The sequence below is a fragment of the Streptomyces sp. NPDC039609 genome (genome assembly GCF_055596705.1).
The window spans coordinates 531,405-550,932 of sequence record NZ_JBVIUJ010000001.1; the positions used below are offsets into that span (position 1 = coordinate 531,405).

The 19,528-nt window shown below is 69.5% G+C and carries 18 protein-coding genes; 9 read left to right on the top strand and 9 right to left on the bottom strand.

Going from position 1 to position 19,528, the window contains the following annotated elements:
* Positions 1 to 164 precede the first annotated feature (164 nt).
* Positions 165 to 3,524 carry a S8 family peptidase gene (locus ACZ561_RS02380; protein ID WP_470988589.1) on the bottom strand — a complete coding sequence of 1,120 codons (3,360 nt, stop codon included), beginning with the start codon at positions 3,522 to 3,524 and terminating at the stop codon, positions 165 to 167.
* Positions 3,525 to 4,114: 590 nt separating this feature from the next.
* Between ACZ561_RS02380 and ACZ561_RS02385 the strand changes: the two genes are divergently transcribed.
* A complete protein-coding gene (locus ACZ561_RS02385; RefSeq protein WP_470988592.1) occupies positions 4,115 to 4,468 on the top strand; it encodes a VOC family protein in 354 nt (117 codons plus the stop codon).
* A gap of 165 nt (positions 4,469 to 4,633) precedes the next feature.
* On the opposite strand, the gene ACZ561_RS02390 is transcribed toward ACZ561_RS02385, so the two are convergent.
* On the bottom strand, positions 4,634 to 4,882 hold the full coding sequence (locus ACZ561_RS02390; RefSeq protein ID WP_470988596.1) for a hypothetical protein: 249 nt from the start codon (positions 4,880 to 4,882) through the stop codon (positions 4,634 to 4,636).
* A gap of 129 nt (positions 4,883 to 5,011) precedes the next feature.
* Positions 5,012 to 5,554: a GNAT family N-acetyltransferase gene (locus ACZ561_RS02395; protein ID WP_470988598.1), complete on the bottom strand. Its 543-nt coding sequence runs from the start codon at positions 5,552 to 5,554 to the stop codon at positions 5,012 to 5,014.
* 368 nt (positions 5,555 to 5,922) lie between these two features.
* Between ACZ561_RS02395 and ACZ561_RS02400 the strand changes: the two genes are divergently transcribed.
* Complete coding sequence (locus ACZ561_RS02400) at positions 5,923 to 6,528, top strand: GOLPH3/VPS74 family protein (RefSeq protein ID WP_470988601.1); 606 nt, start codon at positions 5,923 to 5,925, stop codon at positions 6,526 to 6,528.
* A 211-nt stretch (positions 6,529 to 6,739) separates the two neighbouring features.
* A complete protein-coding gene (locus ACZ561_RS02405) occupies positions 6,740 to 8,200 on the top strand; it encodes an MFS transporter (protein ID WP_470988604.1) in 1,461 nt (486 codons plus the stop codon).
* Between the two features lie 56 nt (positions 8,201 to 8,256).
* Here the strand turns inward: ACZ561_RS02405 and ACZ561_RS02410 are convergent, their stop codons facing one another.
* Positions 8,257 to 8,679, bottom strand: coding sequence for a hypothetical protein (locus tag ACZ561_RS02410; RefSeq protein ID WP_470988607.1), 423 nt, complete (start codon positions 8,677 to 8,679; stop codon positions 8,257 to 8,259).
* 217 nt (positions 8,680 to 8,896) lie between these two features.
* Between ACZ561_RS02410 and ACZ561_RS02415 the strand changes: the two genes are divergently transcribed.
* On the top strand, positions 8,897 to 9,388 hold the full coding sequence (locus ACZ561_RS02415) for a hypothetical protein (protein WP_470988608.1): 492 nt from the start codon (positions 8,897 to 8,899) through the stop codon (positions 9,386 to 9,388).
* A 545-nt stretch (positions 9,389 to 9,933) separates the two neighbouring features.
* Here the strand turns inward: ACZ561_RS02415 and ACZ561_RS02420 are convergent.
* Positions 9,934 to 10,377, bottom strand: coding sequence for a hypothetical protein (locus tag ACZ561_RS02420; protein WP_470990026.1), 444 nt, complete (start codon positions 10,375 to 10,377; stop codon positions 9,934 to 9,936).
* Positions 10,378 to 10,683: 306 nt separating this feature from the next.
* A complete protein-coding gene (locus tag ACZ561_RS02425; RefSeq protein ID WP_470988610.1) occupies positions 10,684 to 11,889 on the bottom strand; it encodes a hypothetical protein in 1,206 nt (401 codons plus the stop codon).
* Between the two features lie 413 nt (positions 11,890 to 12,302).
* On the opposite strand from ACZ561_RS02425, the gene ACZ561_RS02430 reads away from it, so the two are divergent.
* A complete protein-coding gene (locus ACZ561_RS02430) occupies positions 12,303 to 13,274 on the top strand; it encodes an endonuclease/exonuclease/phosphatase family protein (RefSeq protein WP_470988612.1) in 972 nt (323 codons plus the stop codon).
* Positions 13,275 to 13,663: 389 nt separating this feature from the next.
* Here ACZ561_RS02430 and ACZ561_RS02435 read toward each other — a convergent pair whose 3' ends face one another.
* Positions 13,664 to 13,861, bottom strand: coding sequence for a hypothetical protein (locus ACZ561_RS02435; protein WP_470988615.1), 198 nt, complete (start codon positions 13,859 to 13,861; stop codon positions 13,664 to 13,666).
* Between the two features lie 539 nt (positions 13,862 to 14,400).
* On the opposite strand from ACZ561_RS02435, the gene ACZ561_RS02440 reads away from it, so the two are divergent.
* Both ACZ561_RS02440 and ACZ561_RS02445 read left to right on the top strand, forming a co-directional pair.
* Positions 14,401 to 14,769 (top strand): DUF3885 domain-containing protein, encoded by a 369-nt coding sequence (locus tag ACZ561_RS02440; RefSeq protein WP_470990028.1) that lies wholly within the window; start codon positions 14,401 to 14,403, stop codon positions 14,767 to 14,769.
* Between the two features lie 114 nt (positions 14,770 to 14,883).
* A complete protein-coding gene (locus ACZ561_RS02445) occupies positions 14,884 to 15,261 on the top strand; it encodes a hypothetical protein (RefSeq protein ID WP_470988618.1) in 378 nt (125 codons plus the stop codon).
* A 128-nt stretch (positions 15,262 to 15,389) separates the two neighbouring features.
* On the opposite strand, the gene lgt is transcribed toward ACZ561_RS02445, so the two are convergent.
* Both lgt and ACZ561_RS02455 read right to left on the bottom strand, forming a co-directional pair.
* Positions 15,390 to 16,283: a prolipoprotein diacylglyceryl transferase gene (lgt, locus tag ACZ561_RS02450; RefSeq protein WP_470988621.1), complete on the bottom strand. Its 894-nt coding sequence runs from the start codon at positions 16,281 to 16,283 to the stop codon at positions 15,390 to 15,392.
* A gap of 117 nt (positions 16,284 to 16,400) precedes the next feature.
* A complete protein-coding gene (locus tag ACZ561_RS02455) occupies positions 16,401 to 16,949 on the bottom strand; it encodes a TetR/AcrR family transcriptional regulator (RefSeq protein ID WP_470988624.1) in 549 nt (182 codons plus the stop codon).
* 580 nt (positions 16,950 to 17,529) lie between these two features.
* On the opposite strand from ACZ561_RS02455, the gene ACZ561_RS02460 reads away from it, so the two are divergent.
* Together ACZ561_RS02460 and ACZ561_RS02465 are read left to right on the top strand one after the other, a co-directional pair.
* Positions 17,530 to 18,642: an ABC transporter substrate-binding protein gene (locus tag ACZ561_RS02460; RefSeq protein ID WP_470988626.1), complete on the top strand. Its 1,113-nt coding sequence runs from the start codon at positions 17,530 to 17,532 to the stop codon at positions 18,640 to 18,642.
* A 78-nt stretch (positions 18,643 to 18,720) separates the two neighbouring features.
* The gene (locus ACZ561_RS02465) at positions 18,721 to 19,461 is read left to right on the top strand and encodes a VOC family protein (protein ID WP_470988629.1); all 741 of its coding nucleotides are present in this window, start codon (positions 18,721 to 18,723) and stop codon (positions 19,459 to 19,461) included.
* Positions 19,462 to 19,528: the final 67 nt, after the last annotated feature.

Below are 19,528 nucleotides of genomic sequence, written 5' to 3' on the forward strand. Positions count from 1 at the left end.
AGTGCGGAGAGTGCGGAGAGCACGGAGAGCAATTGTCTCCGCCGAAATCGCGGACCGTGGACCGGGCCCGCGGCGGCGCCGTGCGGCGAAGTTCCCCGAACGCACGGCGCCACCACCCCGAGGTGGTGGCGCCGTGACCGGCTACGTCGGTCGACAGGGCAGCGTCACTTGCCGAACCACGCGTTGCGGATGGTCAGCGTCGACATGTTGTCCTGCTGGTCCGTGACCACGGCGGAGAAGGAGATCCCCTTGTCCTTCGCCGGGTTCTTCACGGAGATCCTGCCGTTCTGGACCTGCACGAGCTGCCAGGTGCTCCCGTCGTCGTAACTCACCGAAATGCTCAGTGATTTGAGGTTCTTCCCGGCCGCCGAGCCCTGCACGGTCACCGGGACGACGACCGGCGCGTGCGCCGGCGCACGCGAGGCGAGATCGACGGGGGCGGCGAAGCGGACCGTGGACACCGGCAGCGCCGTGGTCTCCGCGACCTGCTTCGAGCGGAACGTGAAGCCGGTCTCCACGCGGGTGGAGGCAGCCGCGATGTTCGCCGGGCGTTCCACGGAGGTCACCAGCCGGTACTCGGCGTCGGCGGCGTCGACCGTGAAAGGCTGCGAGCCGCTCAGCGGGTCGTCGTTCTCGCCGACCTTGACGCCGTCGCGGTACAGCGTCGACGTGGCCGAGGTGTACGGCGTGGATCCCGTGTGGCCCTCGCCGTCGGCGAACAGGGGTACGGCGCCGATGAGCTGCTGCTCGCCCGTCGCCGGGTCGGGAGCGGTGCGGAAGACGCCCGTCCGCTCGCCCAGAAGCGGGCCGACGACGCCCGTGTTGAAGGTCTCCCGATACGTCCTGCCCGCCTCGTACCGCTTCGGACGGACCATCTCCCAGCTGCCCTCCCAGGCCGGGTAGCCCCACTCGTCGGGCTCGCCGAGCTGGTTGACCTTGGTGAGCCACTCGACGCCGTCGGCGGTGGAGACAAGGAACGTGCGGGTGCCCGGCGCCGCCTGGGGGGCGGAGAACCCATTGCCCTCCGGTGCGCCCGGGAGATGGGCGAACGGGGAGGCGAGAGCGGACTTCCCGGGGGCGGAGGCCCCGAGACCGACCTTGAGCGTGGCCAGCTCCTTCGCCTTCACATGCTTGGTGTAGCCGGTCGCGACCAGGTTCGTCCTGCCACCGAAGGCCACCGAGTACTGGGTGGTGGCGTTCTTGAGGAAGTGCGCGTCCCAGGTCTGCAGAAGGGAGCCGTCGGTGACGGCCGGACCCATGTGTGCGGTGCGGAAGCCGGTGAAGCCCCTGAGGACCCAGCCGTTGCCGATGCGGCCGCTCTCGGTGGCGACCTCGTAGTACGTACCCCCGTAATCCGCCCGGTCGATGCCGGGCACGGTGAGGTCCACCGGCTTGGCCGTGCGTGCGTCGGAGGTGACCGTGGTGTCGCCGGAGATGTCCAGCTTCGGCTGGGCGAGCCAGTCGGTGCCCTTGGTGAAGTCCGACGGGTCCTGGTAGACGGCCGTGTTCAAGGTGTACGAGCCCTTGGGCACACGGATCGTGTGGGTGCCCGGCTCGTTGTCGATGCGAGCCGCGAACCCGGCGGCGGGGCCGGCGACGCCGTTGAGCGTGCTGGAGAAGTTCCGGGCGTCCGTGCCGTCACGGCCGACGGTCCTGAGCGTGAGGTCGTACGACTCGGCCTCCCGGACGGCCACCGCGGCCGTGCGGACCGACTGGCCCGACCCGGTGGCGGTGACGTAGCCCGAATACGTGCCGTCGGAGTCGCCGACCCTGGTGTCCGCGACGAGGTCGACCTCGGCCCTGCCACCGGCGGGCACCGTCACCTTCGAGGTGCCGAGCGTGAAGAACCCGGCCGGGGCCGGGTTGCCCTTCGGGTCCAGGGTGGACACCGAAAGGTCGAGGGTGATGTCGGTGGTCCCGAGGTTGCGGTAGGCGACCTTCTGGGTGGCGGGCCGGTCGTCGCCGTGAGGCCACTGCGCCATGCCGAAATTCAGCGAGACCGGATCGGAGATGACGCTCTGGGCCAGCGCCTTGTCGATCTGGATGCGGCCCGAGCCCTGCTGGAAGGCGGTGTAGGCGCCACCCTTGGCGGACGCGGTCAGCGCGCCCTTGAGCTCGGTGGACTTCCAGGCCGGATGCCGCTGCTTCAGGATCGCGGCCGCGCCCGCGACGTGCGGGGTGGCCATCGAGGTGCCGTCGATCTGAAGGTATCCCGGTGCGGGATGCGGTGTGCCGGGGCGCGTGTCGATGGCGCTGCCGGGTGCCGCGGCCGCGGTGATGGCGACCCCGGGCGCGGTCACGTCCGGCTTGACGGAGCCGTCGCCGACCCGTGGGCCGATGCTGGAGAAGGGCGCGAGCTTGTCGTCCTTGTCGACGGCGCCGACTGTCAGTGCGGCGTCCGCACTGCCAGGCGAGCCCACCGTCGAGTCGCCGGCCTCGCCCTCGTTGCCCGCCGCGATGGCGAACAGGATGCCCTTCTCGGCGGACAGCCTGTCGACCGTGGCTTCCAGCGGGTCGACACCGGGGCTGTCGGCGCCGCCGAGGCTGAGGTTGACCACGTCCGCGCCTTCGGCGGCGGCCCACTCCATGCCCGCGACGACGGCGGAGTCGTCGCCGTAGCCCTCGTCGTCGAGGACCTTCCCGCTGATCACCTTGGCGCCGGGGGCGACGCCCTTGAACCGGCCACCGGACCTGGCTCCGGTGCCCACGGCGATCGACGCGACGTGGGTGCCGTGTCCGACCCGGTCCACGGTGTCGGGGGAGGCGGAGAAGTTCTTCTCACCGACGACCTGGGGCTCGAGGTCGTCGTGGGTCTTGTCGACGCCGGTGTCGAGCACGGCGATCGTGACGCCCGTGCCGTCGTACCCCGACTCCCACGCCTTGTCGGCGCCGATCTGCCGGACGCTGCGGTCCAGGCTCGCCGCGCGCACCCCGTCCAGCCACACCTTGCCGATGCCGGAGGCGGTGGCGCGCGCGCCGCTGCTCTGCCGGTCGGTCAGCGCATCCCACACCCTGGCGACATCGTCCCGGGACGTACGGATGGCGTCGGCGTTGATGGTCGGGAACGTGCGCCGCAGCCGGGTGTCGCCGGCCGCACGCACCTCGGCGCGTGCGGCACCGGCACCCCCCTCGTACTGCACGATCAGCTTGATCCCGTCCCGATGGCTCTTGCGCAGCCGCGCGTCGGTGAGCACGTCGAGGTCGAAGAGCCGCTGGTCCAGCTTGCCGGCGGCGATCAGGCGCCGCGCGTCGCTGGGCACCACCAGGGTGTGGTCCTCGAAGCGCTGCACCTGTACGGGTATGTGTTCACGGCCCTCGGCGGACTCGAAGCCCACCATCCGGCCCTTGGTGTCCACCACCACGCGGTCGCCCGTAATGAGCGGGATTCGCTGGTTGCCGTCGACGTACGTGATGTCCGATGTGGCCGTCGTGTTCGCGGCGAGCGCCGTCACGGGGCCGGTCATGCCTGCCACCAGCGCCACCGATGTGGCTGCCGCGATGGTGAAGGCGCGTGCTCTGTGCACGTGTGCGCGCAAGTCTCCCCCAGGAGATTGGGATGAGGTCGAGTGGTCATTCCGGCCGGGGCGCAACGGCGCCCGCCGCCGGTCAGCGCAGTATGTGAGTCGATCAACGGCGGTGCGGGCGTGGGGGATTGACCTGCGTGGTTTCAAGCCATCCGGAAGGCCCCGAGTTCGACGGGGCCAAGACGGCTCTGTGACGGCTCCATGACGACCGAGCGATCCTTGCGCGACACCGGAACCCGCCGACCCTCCGGATCCCAGGCCCCGCACGCCTTTCGAGGGCCGGTGCCCCCGGGTCGGAGTGTGTTCCTCCCATTGGCCGTATCCGCATCAGGATGGAACTCCGCTCTTCGGCAGGCTGCCGACACTGCGTCGCCAGGTGCCGCCGGCTGTGGCCGGCGGGCGGGCCACCGGGCCGTCACACCTGCCACCTGCCGACGGCGTCCAGCGCGTCGCCCTGGAGGAAGGTCGTCCCAGCGGCGAATGGCGGGGCAGGGTGGCGCGGGCCAGAGCATGCCGGCGGGTGAATCAAGCCCGGAACTCCATGAGTTGCGGCCTGATCCGACGTGAAGGCGCAGGTGTAGGCTCTGCGGATGACCTTGGAATGGGAACAGGTAATCGTTCACTCGGTAGATCCGGCGGCGCTGGGGCAGTGGTGGGCCGAGGCTCTTGGTTGGGTTGTGGTCCACTCCTCCGATGATGAGTTCGAGATCCGCCCGGCGCCGGATCGTATGCCGGGGTTGGATTTCGTCCGGGTCGATGAGACCGAGAAGGCGAAGAGCCGACTGCATCTCGACTTCAGGCCTGATGACCAGGAGGCCGAGGTGGCCCGCCTTGTGGCCCATGGCGCACAGCATGTCGACATCGGCCAGGGTGACCAGTCGTGGGTTGTCCTGGCAGACCCGGAAGGCAACGAGTTCTGCGTCCTTGGCCAGCGGCGTCAGTAAGCGGGCTGTCTGAGCCTCGTACGACCGCCGGCGCTTCGAACTCCGCATGCACCCTGACCACATCACGGTGCGTCGATCACGCAAGGGGGCCGAGGCCTCCCGAGGCGCCGGCAGGGCTTCTGGGCGCGGACACGGTTCACGGCTACGGCCCCGCACAAGCCTTGGTCACCGCCACAGATCTGTTCCGTCGCGTCCACCCGGATCCATCGTCAGCAGGTCCTCGTGAAGACCCGAGAGGACACGGCCGGTGGGAGACCCGTCCTCGCCGGACTCCATGACCATCCAGCCGGCATCGATTCCGGAGACGTTCACGTCCGCGCCGCAATCGAGCTCGTCAACGGTGGCGAAGACGGCTTCATAGGCAATGGCCCGAGCCAGGAGGACCAGGTCCTGCCTGTGCGCTCCGGCATCCACTGCTCGTCGTTGTCTCCCCTGGCCAGGAGGCGCGTACGGGATCGCTTCTCGGCCACCGGGTCACCGTGTGCGACGCGCGCCCTGTGCCGGAAGGCCGGCCTCTGGAGGTTTCGACCGTCCGGCAGCGGCCTAGCTCTTCGAGTCCGGCTTCCAGTCCTGCACGAGGAGCCCGAGCAGTACCTCGTCCAGGAACTCGCCCATGACCCAGGCGGAGGAGCGCAGCACGCCCTCGCGGACGAAGCCGTTGCGCTCGGCGGAGCGCAGCATCGCCGCGTTGTCCGACAGCGTCTCGATCTGCAGCCGCTGCAGGCCGCGGACGACGAAACCGTAGTGGCACAGCACCGCGACCACGTCGGTACCGTAGCCATTGCCGCGGGCGGACGACAGCAGCCCGAGGCCGATGTGCGCGGACCGGTTGTGGTTGTCGATGCCCCACAGCACCGCGGTACCGACCAGCGTGCCGCCGTCCAACTCCACCACGGAGAAAGGGACATGGCCGTGCTCCGTGTCGTCCACGATGAGCGGCGAGTCCTTCGAGCCGGGTGTGATCGGCCGCCACGGCCGGCCTTGGGCCCGCGAGTGGTTGACCACGTCGTCGTAGAGATCGGCCTGCAGGACCGGGATGTCGTTCTCGTGCCGGGCCCTGAGCCCGACCTTGTTGCCCCTCAGCATGCAAGCTTCCTATCCGACTGAGCGGACCGTCGGCAAACCAATAAGACGTGCCGGTCGAACCGGGCCGCGAGCGAAAGCCCGGCACACACGTGACCGATGACCTGACGGGGACGCGGTACAGCGGGGCCTCTGAATGAGCCGGAGCGACATTCTCCGGCCGGCTGACGCAGCCGTCCGCTGTGTCGTCGAGGCACCGCGTCCAACGCGGCCGGGCGCAGGACGCGCTGACGGCCTGGGCGGTACGACACCAGCGACAGGAGTTCCCCGGCGATACTGATGGTGACAGTCGCCCTGCCGCTGGACCGGCCCCGGACGCAGGCCTGGCCGGTGGGACGCCTCTTTGTCGATGTCTCCGAGGGGAGCCGTTCATGACCACGGCGAAAGACCTGTTCATCATCGCCATGGACCCGGGGCTGAAGCGTTCCGTGGGACAGGGAGACCTGTCGCTCGCACTCGCGGGAGCCGAGCTGATCGACCTCATCGGTGCGGGGGCGGTCACCGTGGACCGCGACCGCATCGTGCCGGGCGGGCCGCCGGTGCCGGACGATCGGCTGCTCGGCGAGGCCGCGGCAGCGCTCGCTCGGCAGACGCCTTACGAGCGGATCGAGGACTGGCTGTGGCGCCGAGGCCAGGACCTCTCGGCCGCGTACCAGGCCGCCCTGGAGGAGGACGGTGAGCTGACGCGGAAGCGAAGCGGCCGGTCGCCCTTCGGCTCGGAACGCGTGGAACCGGTCGATACGCCCGCGCGCCGCCGGGCGGCCGACCGCTGGGAGGAGAAGGAACCTGTCCTGGCCGCCCTTGCCTCGGTCGTGGGCATGGAAGGGGGACGATCCGACGACGAGCCAGGCCTCGATGACGAGGCGGTGACGACGGTGGTGGCCATCGTCCACGACGCGGTGATGGAACTGGAGGCCGTACGCCAGAGGCGGTCCATCGAGAACTCTGCCTTCGCCAACCTCTGGCGCGGACCGTGAGTCCGGTGGGGGTGCGGGCACGGGTCCGGGACCGGGTGTCGGACCGGGACCGGGTGTCGGGGTGCGGGCGCGGGTTTGGTCCGGGTCTGCGGTCGAGGCCGACGGCGCGGCACTCCCCGCGCCGCGCGCCCCGTCGCCGGAGATCTTCATGACATAGTGGTGCATTCCTGTACGTGCCGGACTCGACGGGCCCCTTCCGAGGAGTGCTGCTGTGGCATCTGCCGGGGCGACGCGGCCCAGCGGGCTCGGCTGGAACCGTGCCACGGCGGCTCTCGCGCTGCTGTCGTTCGCCATGTTCACGGTTTCGCTCGACCAGTACATCGTCGTTGTCGCACTGCCCGACATCGCCCGCGACCTGGACTACTCCGCGCAGTCGCTGCAGTCCGTGATCAGCGCCTACGCCGTGGTCTCCGCCGGCTTCCTCCTGTTCGGAGGAAGGGCCGCAGACCTCCTCGGGCGGCGCCGGATCCTTGCCGCCGGCCTCACCCTCTACGCGGCCGCGGCTTTCGTGGGCGGACTGGCGACGGGGCCCGGAATGCTCCTGGCCGCCCGCGCGGTTCAGGGCCTCGGCGGCGCGCTCGTCTTTCCCACGACCCTGGCGCTCATCAATGTCACCTTCCGCGAAGGCCGCGTGCGCAACCGCGCGTTGGGGATCTGGGGCGGTGCAGGCGCCGCCGGGCTGGTGATCGGCGTACTCCTCGGAGGACTGCTGACCCATGCCTTCGGCTGGGAAGCGGTATTCCTGGTCAACGTCGCCCTCGCGGTCCCCGCACTGGTCCTCTCCTTCGTGCTGATCCCCAAGGACCCGCAGCGCGACCGGACTCGCAGATTCGACCTGCCCGGTGCGCTCACCGTCACCCTCGGCGTCACACTGATCGTGTTCGCGCTGGTCCAGGGGCCGGGGCTCGGCTGGCTCTCGCCCGGCATCCTGCTCAGTGCTGCGGCCGGGCTCCTCCTGCTGGGAGTCTTCGTGCTCGTCGAGCGGCGCAGCAGCGATTCGCTCGTGCCGCCGCGCCTCCTGGCCAACCCCAGCCTCGTTACGAGCGTCGTCATCGCGTTCATGTTCATGGCGACCTTCGGCTCGGTGCTGTACTTCCTCTCGCTCCACTTCCAGCAGGTTCTCGGCTACGACGCCCTGGAGACCGGCGCAGGATTCGTCGTCCCGACGGCGGTCGTCGTCGCGGGGTCGATGACCGCGGGGCAGCTCGTGACCCGTTTCGGTCTGCGGCGCACACTGCTCGGCGCACTCGCGGTCGGTGCGGTGGGTGCCGTCCTGCTCGGCGCGACTGTCTCCCCCGACGGCTCGTACGCAGAGCTGGTCCCGGGACTCGTCCTGCTCAGCGCCGGTGACGGCATCGTGTTCACCGGCATGTTCATCGCCGCCGGGACCGGGGTGCCCGACCGGGATCAGGGCATCGCCTCGGGGATCGCCTCCACCGGCTCCGGGATGGGCGCCGCCGTGGGCCTCGCCCTCCTGGTGCTGGTGGCGACGGCGGGTCTGGGCGGACTCACGGGGGAGCAGCTGAGCGACGGGACGGCGAACGGGATCAGCAACGCCCTGTTCGCGGTGGCGGCGGGCATCGCCCTGACCTTCCTCGTCGCCCTGTTCCGGCCCGAGGGCAGGCCCGGAGCACAGGACGCGCCGCCGCCGTGCCAGGGTCGGCGCTGCTGACGGCTCCCCGACGGACGGCTCCCCGACGGACGGCTCCCCGACGGACGGCTCAGCGACTACGGCGTGTCCGCCTCCGTGGCCGTGTGCCGCGCCCCGCGCTGCTTCCCCGGGCCGCACCGGCGGGCCCGTACGAAGCGCAGCAGGCGAGTGATGCCGTAACCGAGCAGCCAGGGCAGCACCGTGATGCCCCCGACGTACACGGCCAGGTAGCCGAGGAACTCGTACAACTGCTCCGGCGGTTCCACCGCGCCGTCCACCCGCACCGGCCGGTCCCACCGGCTCAGCGGGAAGATCATGAAGACCGCCGAGGTCACCACCGGTATCAGCGGCACCGACACCGACCACACTCGAGGTCGAGGACCGGGCGCGGAAGCGCACCACACCCCCAGCGAGAGCATGAGGAACGGCCCGAACGGCACCCACAACACCGCTGGGTACAGCAGCAGCACCCACCACTCGTCCGAGTAGCCGAACATCATCGGCGTCGCCCCCCCGGAATCGCCCGCCCCGCAGGGCTTCCTCCCCTGCCACATGCCAGGGCGAACCTACCGCCGGCAGGTTCCGGACAGCACCCGAGTTTCGCGGCCGCCGGGGCCGCGTGCCCGTAACCGGAGACCGGCGCCGACGAAGCGCTGCCCAAGGGCCGAACGGTGTCCTGCCGGATCGGGAACCAGGGCTCCCGCCCCTGACGTCGACATGATCATGATTGCGAATGCGGAAGAGCTGGCCGAAGACTGGGAGTCGATCCGGCAGGGATATTTTCTGGGCGAGCACGACGAGACCTTGCTGGAGTGCGTGGAACAGCTCCGCAGGGCACGGGCCGCGGTGCCCCCGGATCCGGATGTCACCGCGTTCTTCACGTTCGGGCTGGTGCTGATGTACGGCCACGCAGCCACGGAGGCCGAGCCCAAGGCTGCGAACGAAGCCATGGAGGCGCTGCTGGCCGCGGCTTCGGATCCGGCTGTCGCCAATGGGGCCTGCAGTCACGAGATCCATCCGTGCGACGAAAGTGATGTCGACGGGACGTTGGAGTCCTTCGAGATGCTGCTGTCGTTGCTGGCCGGCGACTCGGAGTACGAGTGGACGGACCTCGACTACCCCGACAAGGAACCGGAGGGAGAGTCCCGATGGCGTTGCCCGCGCAATGTGGCGGGCTTCGCCCGGTGGGCTGCGGCGGCGATCCGTTGAGCTGAACAACGTGGCAGGCGCCCGCGCCTGGCAGGGCGCGTCGTTGTGGCGAGATGCCCGTCCGGTGCGGCCGCGGGTCACCCCCTGCCGGCCGAGAACCCCGTGCCCGAGAGGCGGCCCGCACCGTCACCACGCCCAGCGGCCCCGGGGTGACCAGACGCCGAGCCGGGCGCCCCTGACATCACGACAAGCGGCCCCTCTGCCGACCCGGGAGTGGGGCCGCCTCGTGTACGGCTGCAGCCCTCCCCGTACTCGTGACCAGTGGCCGACGACCGCGCACCCGACCCGACCGTGTCGGGGGCGATGGGGCGCACTCGTCACGCCGCAATCGGCGTCACCTAGCCTTATGGAACAAGCTGAGTGAGTGTTCAAGAACGTCATCTCTGAGGCCGCGTTCCTCACTCTCGCGCTTGAGGCCGGGGCCGGAGCAGGTGCGAAAGATAGTTGTGCCATAGGGGCCCTGAGCTTGACCCGTCGGTCGCGAGATCACATCCGGACCGTACGGCGGCTCTGACCGCGATTCCGTGAATGGCGTTGGGAGCAGCTCAGTGAGAGCGCCGGCGACGGTGATACGCGAACGTCAGGGCCAGCAGCAGAGGGCCCCACAAGGTGAACAGACCACTGACCGTCATCGCCAGCACGTCCCACCCCTCGGCGTACGGGAAGCCGTCAGCACCGCCCAGGCGGAAGGCCCCGAACACCCAGTGGACCATCAGGGCGGAGAAGAAGAGGCCGCCTATTGTCGCAGGGAGGATGACCGCGAAGGGCGGGATGCGTCTGCCGCCCAACTTGGGGACCCAGGTGGGCACGACCTCGCCCCACCGGCGGACCAGGCCGAGGCTGAGCAGGGCGAATATCTCGGACAGAACGCTGAGTCCGACGACGTAGGGAATGTTCCACGGTGACGGGGGCAGGACCTCCCCGCCCATGCCGTAGCCGAAGGCGATGGGAAGACGCCACAGGCACACAGGCAGCGCGACCAAAGGCATTGCATGGGCTGCGGCAGCAGCCCACCGGGGAACGGGCCGTTCTGTCGCTGTCGTGTTGAGGTGCGCCGTATGGGTTGTCATGCCTCCACTGTGTCTGGGCAACCAACGAGCCCGGATCAACTCCACGGACGATCCGCCTCCGCCTGAAGGGCGAGGAGCGCGGTCCAGGAGTGGGACCCCGTCGCTGCCATCACCGACGTCATGGCCAGGTTTCACGGAACTGCGGGCGGAGCCCGTACGGCACGGCGCTGACACAGCGCGCGGGACCGTCACGACGAGCATCTTCCGTGATCCCGACGAAACGCCCTAGTCCTGCCAGTAGAACAGCAGCGTCTCGACCGTGAGGGACCCGCGTCCGCCGAAGTAGTAGACACAGAGGTCCGTGACCCGGATCGCGCCGGTTTCCGCGTCGATCCAGCGGAAGCCCGCCCGTTCGAGCGCCCGTCGGCCGGCGGAGTCGTCGTCCTCGGCGGTCGCGAACGGGCCGAGGGTGCTGATCAGGAGACGGTGCTCGCCGACCTCGATCACGTGATAGGTCCCGTCCCCCTGCTGGTTGTCCTCGCCGCACGAGACCGGGGGCTTCGGCGCGAGGCCGGCTGTCGTGAGGGCGGCCATCGCGCGGCGGAGCTGGTCGTCCACGTCGGGGCGGGCGGGCGGTTCGTCGCACAGGGCCTCGAGCCGCCACCGCGGGTCGCTCGCGCGCTCGCAGCCGTGACCGTACTCGTGGACGATCACACCGCGTAGTTCCTCGTCCAGGCCCTCGACCTCGACCCGGGGGTATCCCAGGCGCTCGTAGACAGCCCGGATCTCGGCCTCGTCCTCGGTGAGGCCGTGCAACGCGTACGCCGCCCACAGCTTTGCCTCGGTCGTCGGCGCCTCGTCGAGGTAGGCGCGGAGACGGTCCGGGTCGGTCGCGAGCGACTGCGCAAGGTACGCGACTCCCCGGTCCGGGTCCGCGAGCGCGTCGGTCACGTCGTCGTCGGCGCGATGCCGCATCCGGACGCGGAACGCCCGGTCCTCGGGTCGCTCCATGCCGAGTTCGGCCAGGATCGCGGCGGTCCCGTATCGGTCGACCAGCCCGTCCAGACCGGCTTCGCCTGCGACGCGGGAGCGTTGCCACGGCGAGGCGGCGAGAGTCGCCAGCTCGCGCGCGGCCGAGCGGTCGCCGAGCAAGCCCCGTGCCTTCAGGAAAGCCGTGGCCATTCCGTACGAGGTGTCGGCCCGGCGGTCCTCGTGTCGCAGCCAGGGCAGCAGTTCCGCCTGATCCGCGAGCAGGTCGAGCAGGGCCCTGCGCACCTCGGAAGTGTCGCAAGGATCCTGGATGCGCGCGGTCAGCTCGGGGACGTACCGCTCCGGGATCCGGCCGGTCAGCGCGATCACGCAGGGCCTGCGGCGCCACCACGGGTGCGCGGGGTCCGCCGCGTACCGGGCGAGTTCCTCCGCGTCGATCTCCCGCAGGCCTGCGATGTCTTCGCGTCCGGCATGCGGGATCAGGGCCTCGATGCTTCGCATTCGGGGATGCTACTGCTCCCGCAGCGCTGTGAGCAGGGCATTTTCACCAACGCGCGCACTTGGTCTGCCCTGGTGGGACACCATCAACACTTGGCGCTGTCCAGCGAAACTGACCTCGCCGTCAAAGAGGCGCCGTCCGTGCTCGGGTTGCGGCCGTCGGGGGTTTGCCCCGACTTCACCCACCCGGCACCCGCGGCCTGTGTCCGCCATGCCGACGGTCAGGAGACTGGACCAGTACTTGGGGAAACCTCTGCTGCGACAAGGGTCTCGAACACCGCGTCGCTCTGGTGGCTGCAGATGCGCCGGCCGATGTGACGTGCTGAGTGCTTCGGGGCGTGCCTAAGATCATCTCTGCCGCATCAAGCGGCGCCCCAGCCTGGGGGAGGGCTGGCACTTCATGGGAGGAAGACCTTATGGGACGGTTCCGCAGGATCCGGATCGCTCTCGCGGGCGCGTTGTGCGCCGCGATGCTGCCCGCGGCCGCGGCCCAGGCGGAGACGACGAGCCCGAAGACGTACAACATCTGGCAGTGGAACGTCGCCGGGCACAAGCTCAACGACGGCTCCGTGACCTCGGGCATGGTGGAGGGGGCCGTGTCGTCGATCGTGTACCGCAACGCGGACTTCGCCGCGTTCAACGAGCTCTGCGCGAACCAGTGGCGCACGCTCGTCACTCAGCTGCGAGCGGCGAATTGGCCGGACGATCCTGACAATTTCGGCCGCTTCGAGGCCAGCAGGACGGCGGGCAACGAAGATGTCTGTGATGGGGAGGCGTTCGGCAACGCGATCTTCAGCAAGCGTCCTCTCGGCACCGCCGACCGGATCAAGCTCCCGGACGACGGAACCGACGAGAAGCGGAACATGCTCTGCGCGCCGCTCCTCGCCGACGCGGCCACCCGCTTCTGCACGACGCACATCACGGTGGAGTCGAACGCCGACAAGCTGAATCAGCTGCAGGCCGTCCAGGTGCAGCTCGACGCATGGGTCAACGCCGGCCAGACGGTCATGATCGCGGGCGACCTCAACGTCCAGCCCGACTACCCCTCGCTGGACACGTTCTACTCGGCCACCTTGGACACCACCATCAACGGCGGCAACAAGGGGTTGTTCCGGGAACTGGACGACACCGACCCCGTCAAGACGGTGGCCCCCACCTGCCTCGGATACGGCGAGTGGACAGCCGACGACGACACCGTCAGTCAGTCAAAGTGCAACACCAAGCGGAAGATCGACATGATCTTCGTCTCGGAGGCGGCGCTGGCCAGCCCGGGCAGCTACAGCGCGGACTCGCTGTCGATCTCCACCACCTGCGATCGCACGGAGAAGTCGCCGGACGGCCGCTGCTCGGATCACCGCATCCTCATCGGCACCGCCACCGTGAAGTAGAGGGCCGGACAGAGGCAGTCGGACCTGGCGACGAACGCGACGCCCAGGGCGGAAACGCACCGTCGGGGACCGCGCATACGCGGCCCCCGACGGGATGGCACGACTGCCCGATACACCAACGCGTCCGACGACGGCCCGCAGAGGGTCGGAAGCGGGCCGTCCCGACACCTTGCGGGTTGTCGACCAACGGGCGGGTGTCGAGGATCTCCATCTCGTGCCGCACCTACCGGGAAGGCGGGCGGCTGTGGTCGCTTGTGCAGCGAACCGGGAGCCAAGCCGCCCCGAGGTTACGTCGGCGACGGAGGCGAGATGCTTCTAGCGAGTCTCCGCGTTCGGAACGAGGCGAGCCCCCGGTCTGCGGTGACCGGGGGCTCGTGGGAGATCGAGAGCTAGTAGCGGCACCGGACCCAGACGATGCTCAGGCTGACAGCGCCGCTGCCGAGGCTGTAGCTGGCGCCGCGGATGAGGTGGTGGTGGACGCGGTGTCCACGCAGGTTGAGGCGTTTCCGCAGGTTACGGGCCACACGGGTGACCCAGCTGTCCGCCGGTCGGCTGCCGTCCCCGGCGCCGTGCCAGATACCCTGCATGAGAGTGTTCCTTTCGTCTTCTGAGGGCTGGGATACCGCGCAGGGAGCCCTCCCGACCTGGCCGTCGGGGTTGCAGGGCTCCTTCAGCGCGTCTCTGCAGTGGTTGTCCCGTCCTGGCTCGCCCCGAGCCCCGGCAGGAGCACGCAGGCCCCGCGGTGCCGCCCGGCGCGTAGCCAGCGGTACCGAACTCCTCGAGTCCGCGGCGGGCGGTACCGTGGGGATCGAGGGTCTGGGGGTCGGCGAAGGCCGATGCAGTTGCCTTAGAGGCCGCTTCTCCTGGGCGGGCATGCCGGGCATCATGGGCGTCGGTAGGGGTTAACCCGGGAGGACGAGTGCACCAGGGTGTCTGAGGGCGGGCAGACGGCTTTGACGGAGCTGTGGCATCAGCGCTGGCCCAACTGCCCTCCGGTTGGGTACAAGCTCCGTGATCCGTATCGGGATGTTTGGGTGCGCTTCCACAGCCTGCCGGAGTCGAAGCGATACGCGGCGAGAGTGAGTACGCCGTCCTCCTGGAGCGTTACAACACGGTCCTCGATGCGTTGTTCGCCGGTGGGGACGTGTACGTGATCACACCGGTCTGGACGACCGAAGCCGAGGTTCCGCCGTTCCAGCCTGACGCTGGCTACTGGCAGAGCCTGCTGGTGGAGGACGATCCGGACCCGAAGTTCCGCACCTACTGCCACCTCTTCGTGGCCCGCCGGCCCTGGCGACATGGCTGCCTCGACGAATTGCTGCGTGACATCGCTGACGACAAGGTGGCGGGGGTCCTCGTCACTGACACTCAGATGCGACGCATCCACCACCCCTACGACGGTGGCGCCGACGTCTTCCTCGTCACGCCCGAGGAACGGAATCGGGCGCGCGATCGGTATGCCGGCTGGCTCTCCACCCATCCGTCGGGTCTCTGACGGATCGGGATCACGGCCCTGCCCACGTTGCCAGATTCAGGTAGTCAGCCGACGATGTGCAGCGCCGCTATGGCTACGACGGCGTGGGCACCGCTGGGCGAGGAGAATGGCCGTATGACGGTCTTTCGCTGTGCCAACTGTCAGCAGCCTGCTACCAGCGATGTGGTGCCGGGGGAACCAGTGATGGGCCCTGAGCGGCCGCCGAGCCACGAGGTCGTTCCGCCTCGGATGGCCCTGGGAACCTTCAAGACCAACTTCGACGGCACCCTTCTGATATTTCATCCGGACGACGTTCCAGGAACCGCTCTTCACTCCGATCAACGGCGCGTCAGCGGTTGCTGCGGGCTCGCTGGCCAAGACGGCCCCAATCTCGTCTGTGCTCGATGTGGCGTCGAAATCGCGACGAAAGAGTCCGACTGCTGGACCGACAACCTCGTGGCAGTGATCGCCGCCGCAGTGACCGATGTGCCCAAGGGAGCCACCAGCAACTAGAGGGTGAAAGAGTGAGTGCCGGTCCGCACGCCGCTCGCACGGCGTGGACCGGGGCGGCCTCATCCCGCGCGGACGCGCCGAGGCGAGCCCCCGCTCCGTGAACAGCGCCCGGCCGTCGGTCTCACGCGTCATCCTGCGTTACCAGCTCCTGCCCTGAGGGCGACGCCCGGGCGCGGCTCGTCGTCGCGCTTGCCCTCGTCCTTGGGTCGTGACACGTCGTCCATGCCCTGGTGACGGCGGATCGATACGGCGAGGTAGGCGATGGCGCCGACGAAGACCACGACGGAGGTCCAGCCGTTCAGGCGCAGGCCGAGGAACGCGTGGGATTCGTCGATGCGCAGGTACTCGGTCCAGAACCTGCCGATCGTGTAGGCCGCGACGTACAGGGCGAAGGTCCTGCCGTGACCGAGCGCGAACCGGCGGGCCGCCCAGAGGACCAGTGCGGCGACGCCGATGTTCCAGAGGGACTCGTAGAGGAAGGTGGGGTGGTACGTCGCGATGCCGAGCATGTCGGACGGGCGGTGCGCGGGGTCGATCTCCAGGCCCCAGGGGAGCGTGGTGGGGCGGCCGTAGAGTTCCTGGTTGAACCAGTTGCCCCACCGGCCGATCGCCTGGGCCAGGGCTATGCCGGGGGCGACCGCGTCCGCGTAGGCGGACAACGGGATCCGGCGGCGACGGCAGCCGATCCACGCGCCGACCCCGCCCAAGGCGATGGCGCCCCAGATGCCGAGCCCGCCCTCCCATACGTACAGGGCTCGGATCGGCACGCCGTCTTCGCCGAAGTACGCGTCGGGGCTGGTCACCACGTGGTACAGCCGTCCACCGGCGATGCCGAACGGCACTGCCCACGTGGTGACGTCCGCGATGACGCCCTGTTCGCCGCCCCGCGCAACCCAGCGCCGGTTGCCGAGCCAGACGGCCACGAACACGCCCAGGATGATGCAGAAGGCGTACGCCCTCAACGGAACGGGGCCGAGGTGCAGGACCCCGGTCGAAGGACTGGGCAGGTAGGCGAAATCCATGGTCACTCCGTCGAAGTCTCAGTCCGGGTCAGGGCCGTGAGCCCGAGGGTCCATGCCTCGGCGTGCGTCCTCCGGCGGCGCGGGAGGTGCAGCCCGAAGGCTCCTCGGCGATCGTCGTCATGCGGTGTCTTCCCGGGGCCTGCCCCGGATGGCCTGGGCGAACGCCTCGCAGCCGGTGCGCCATGCGGCGTCCAGGTCTGCGCCGGGCGGGAAGCGGCCGTCGAGTTCGAGTACGACCATGCCGTGCGCGAAGGCCCAGAACGAGCGCGCGATCTCGATGTCGCCGTGCACCGCGCGGGCCAGCGGCGTCGCCGCTCGATCTTCGAGTCCGTCGGGAAGAGCGGCGCGAACCAGCGGCCGAGTGTGGGTGATGCGGTAGAGGTGCGGGCCGACGAGGGCGTGTCGTCGGTAGGCGCGTGCGAGCACGAGCAGGGGCGGTTCGACGCCGATCTCGGCTTCGGCGGCCTCGAGTTCCTCCGCCAGCAGGGTCATCCCCTGCGCCTGGAGCCCGGCTTCGACAGCGGCCTTGTCGGGGAAGTGCTTGTACAGGGAAGGCGCCCGGATGCCGACGCGTTCGGCGATGCGCCGCATCGACAACGCATCCGGTCCCTCGGAGTCGAGCAGTTCGCGGGCGGCGGCCATGATCTGCTGCGCGCGGTCAGTCACGGAGGGCCGTCCCCGTGAGGGCGATGCTGCTGGGCCGTCGGGATCCGGAAGGTGTCATCCGTACGGTGGGCGGGACGGGGAACGCGGCGATCCCGGGACACCGGAGGGGCCGGTTCGGGACGCTGTCGCGCGAGGTGCTGCCGACTGTGGCGGTGTTCATTGCGGCGCCCTCTCACCTACCGACCGATACGGCTAACGGCGATACCCGGGTGGCGTCACGCTAGGGCTAACGGTGTTAGCCGTCAAGTTTCGGGAAATGAGGGCGAGTTGGGTGCCCGCCATCTCGTCGAGCGTGACCGAGTCCTGAGCGCCGTCAAGGGCGACCGTGCCGAGGCGGGCGACGCCCCGGGGGCGCTCGCTCGTCGTTGCTCTCCCTCTGGGGGCATCCGACGCTTACCGGAACGGCCGTTCGGCCGTGCTCGACCTCGAACCGGCGGTGCGTCATCGCCGTCCCTACGGCCGCCTGCGGCGGACGTACCGAAGCCGGCCGCAGTCGGTTCAACTACTCTCGGCACCACTGACGTTCACCGACCGATCCGGGCCCACTGCGACCGAATCGTCACGTGGGAGACTCCATCGCATGACTACGCCACCATCGCCGCCTGGCGCGGAGCCGAATGACGCATCTGTCGTCCGGATCGGGGCCCTCCTTCCGCTCACTCGGCCTGGATGGGTCGAGGCGGGGCAACACCTGCTCGCTGGCCTTGAGTTGGCCGTTCGAGAAGTCAATGACGGCGGCGGGATCGTCGGAAGACCGCTCGAGCTGGTGGTCCGGGACACCGCGGCTGACCCGCAGAGAGCCGTGGCGGCCGTGGATGAATTGGCTCGCCTGGGCGTTGCCGCCTTGGCAGGGGAGTACCACAGCGTCGTCGCCCGCGCCGCTGCTGCCAGGGCCGACGCCCTCGGTCTGCCGTTCCTCTGCTCGTCAGCGGTTCTCGACACGCTCACCGAGGAGCCCACGGAATGGGTCGCGCGCCTCGCCCCTGCGCAGTCCCACGGCTGGCGGATCTACGCGGACTTCCTCCTGAGCGCCGGCCACCGTCGCATCGCCGTGGCGGCCGAGCCGAGTGTCTACTGGGCGGCTGGTGCAGGCATCCTTCGGGACCATCTCGCTCCACGCGGCGGCACCGTCATCGAACTCGACGCGCGCGCGCTCACTCCCACGGCGTTGTGCGACGAACTCGTCGACAATCGCGCGACAGCCCTCCTTCTTCTGGTCGGCCACCCGGAGCCGGCAGCGCCGATCGTCAAGTCCGTCCGCCGCGATCGGCGGCTCGCCGAGATCACGATCGGTGCTCCGGCCGGACAACCGGAGTTCGCCGAATGGGCGACCTTGCTGGGTGACGACGGCGCCGCGATCCCGTTCCTGCGCTATCTGCCCGAGCATCTCAGCCCCCTCGGTGCACGGGTCGAAACGGCCCTCCGCGAGCAGCTGGGCGAAGCGCCCTCCTTCGTCGCCTTCGAGGGCTACGACACGGTCGCAGTCCTCGCCGAGGTGCTCCGTTCGCACGGCCTGGACCGGGTGCGAACTGCCGCATCCTGGGCGCGCGTCGCGGTCCAAGGGACGCGCGGGCAGATCCAGTTCTCCCGCACGCCGGGCATCAACGTGTGGCAATGGGCTTGGGCGCCGGTCCAGGTCGTTGATCGGGATCCGGCAGAACCCGATCGCTTCCGGATTCTCCGCGCCGGCTGAGCGAGCACGGGGTGCGACTCCCAAGATCTGTCGGAACCTGAGGCTGTCGGTGCAGAGACGGCGCATAGGATCGCCGGCATGGGACTGCGACCTGTTCAGGTGAACATCAAGGCTCTCGATGGCTTGGCGGTTGGCCGGTTCTGGGCGGAGGCGCTCGGCTGGAGTGTCTTCCAACCCGGCGTGACCACCTATGTCGGACCCGCCGGCGACCTCGTCTGGCCGGACCCGGTCGCCGTCTGCGTCGACATCGTTCCCGTCCCGGAACCCAAGACGACAACCAAGAACCGTGTGCACCTCGATCTCGCCACCACCTCCGTGGCCCATCAGGAGGAGTTGGTCGCGCGTCTTCAGGCTCTCGGTGCGACGCCCGCCGACGTGGGCCAGGGCGATGTGCCGTGGACGGTCCTCGCCGACCCGGAGGGCAACGAATTCTGCGTGCTGGAGCCTCGCGAGGTCTACCGGGACACGGGGCCGATCGCCGCGGTGGTGGTCGACTGCGCGGATCCGCGGGCCATGGCCCGCTTCTGGGATGAGGCGCTGGACTGGACCCTGCACGAGGTGACCGACGGGAGTGCGGTCTTTCGCTCCGCCAAGGGCGTCGGCCCGTATCTCGAGTTCCTTCGCACGCCCGACGTGAAGACCGTGCCGGACCGCGTCCATCTCGACCTGCTGCCGTCCCCCGATGACGACAAGTCATCGGAGGTGGCCCGGCTGCGCGCCCTCGGCGCCACCGACCTCGACCTCGGCCAGGGCGACGTCCCGTGGACGTGCCTGACCGACCCGGAGAGCCACGAGTTCTGCGTCCTCGCCCCGTCGTGACACTCCAGTCTTGACTCGGTCGGGGCGCGGCCGCGTCTCTCCGACGAGGGCTCGGACGGACAGTCGT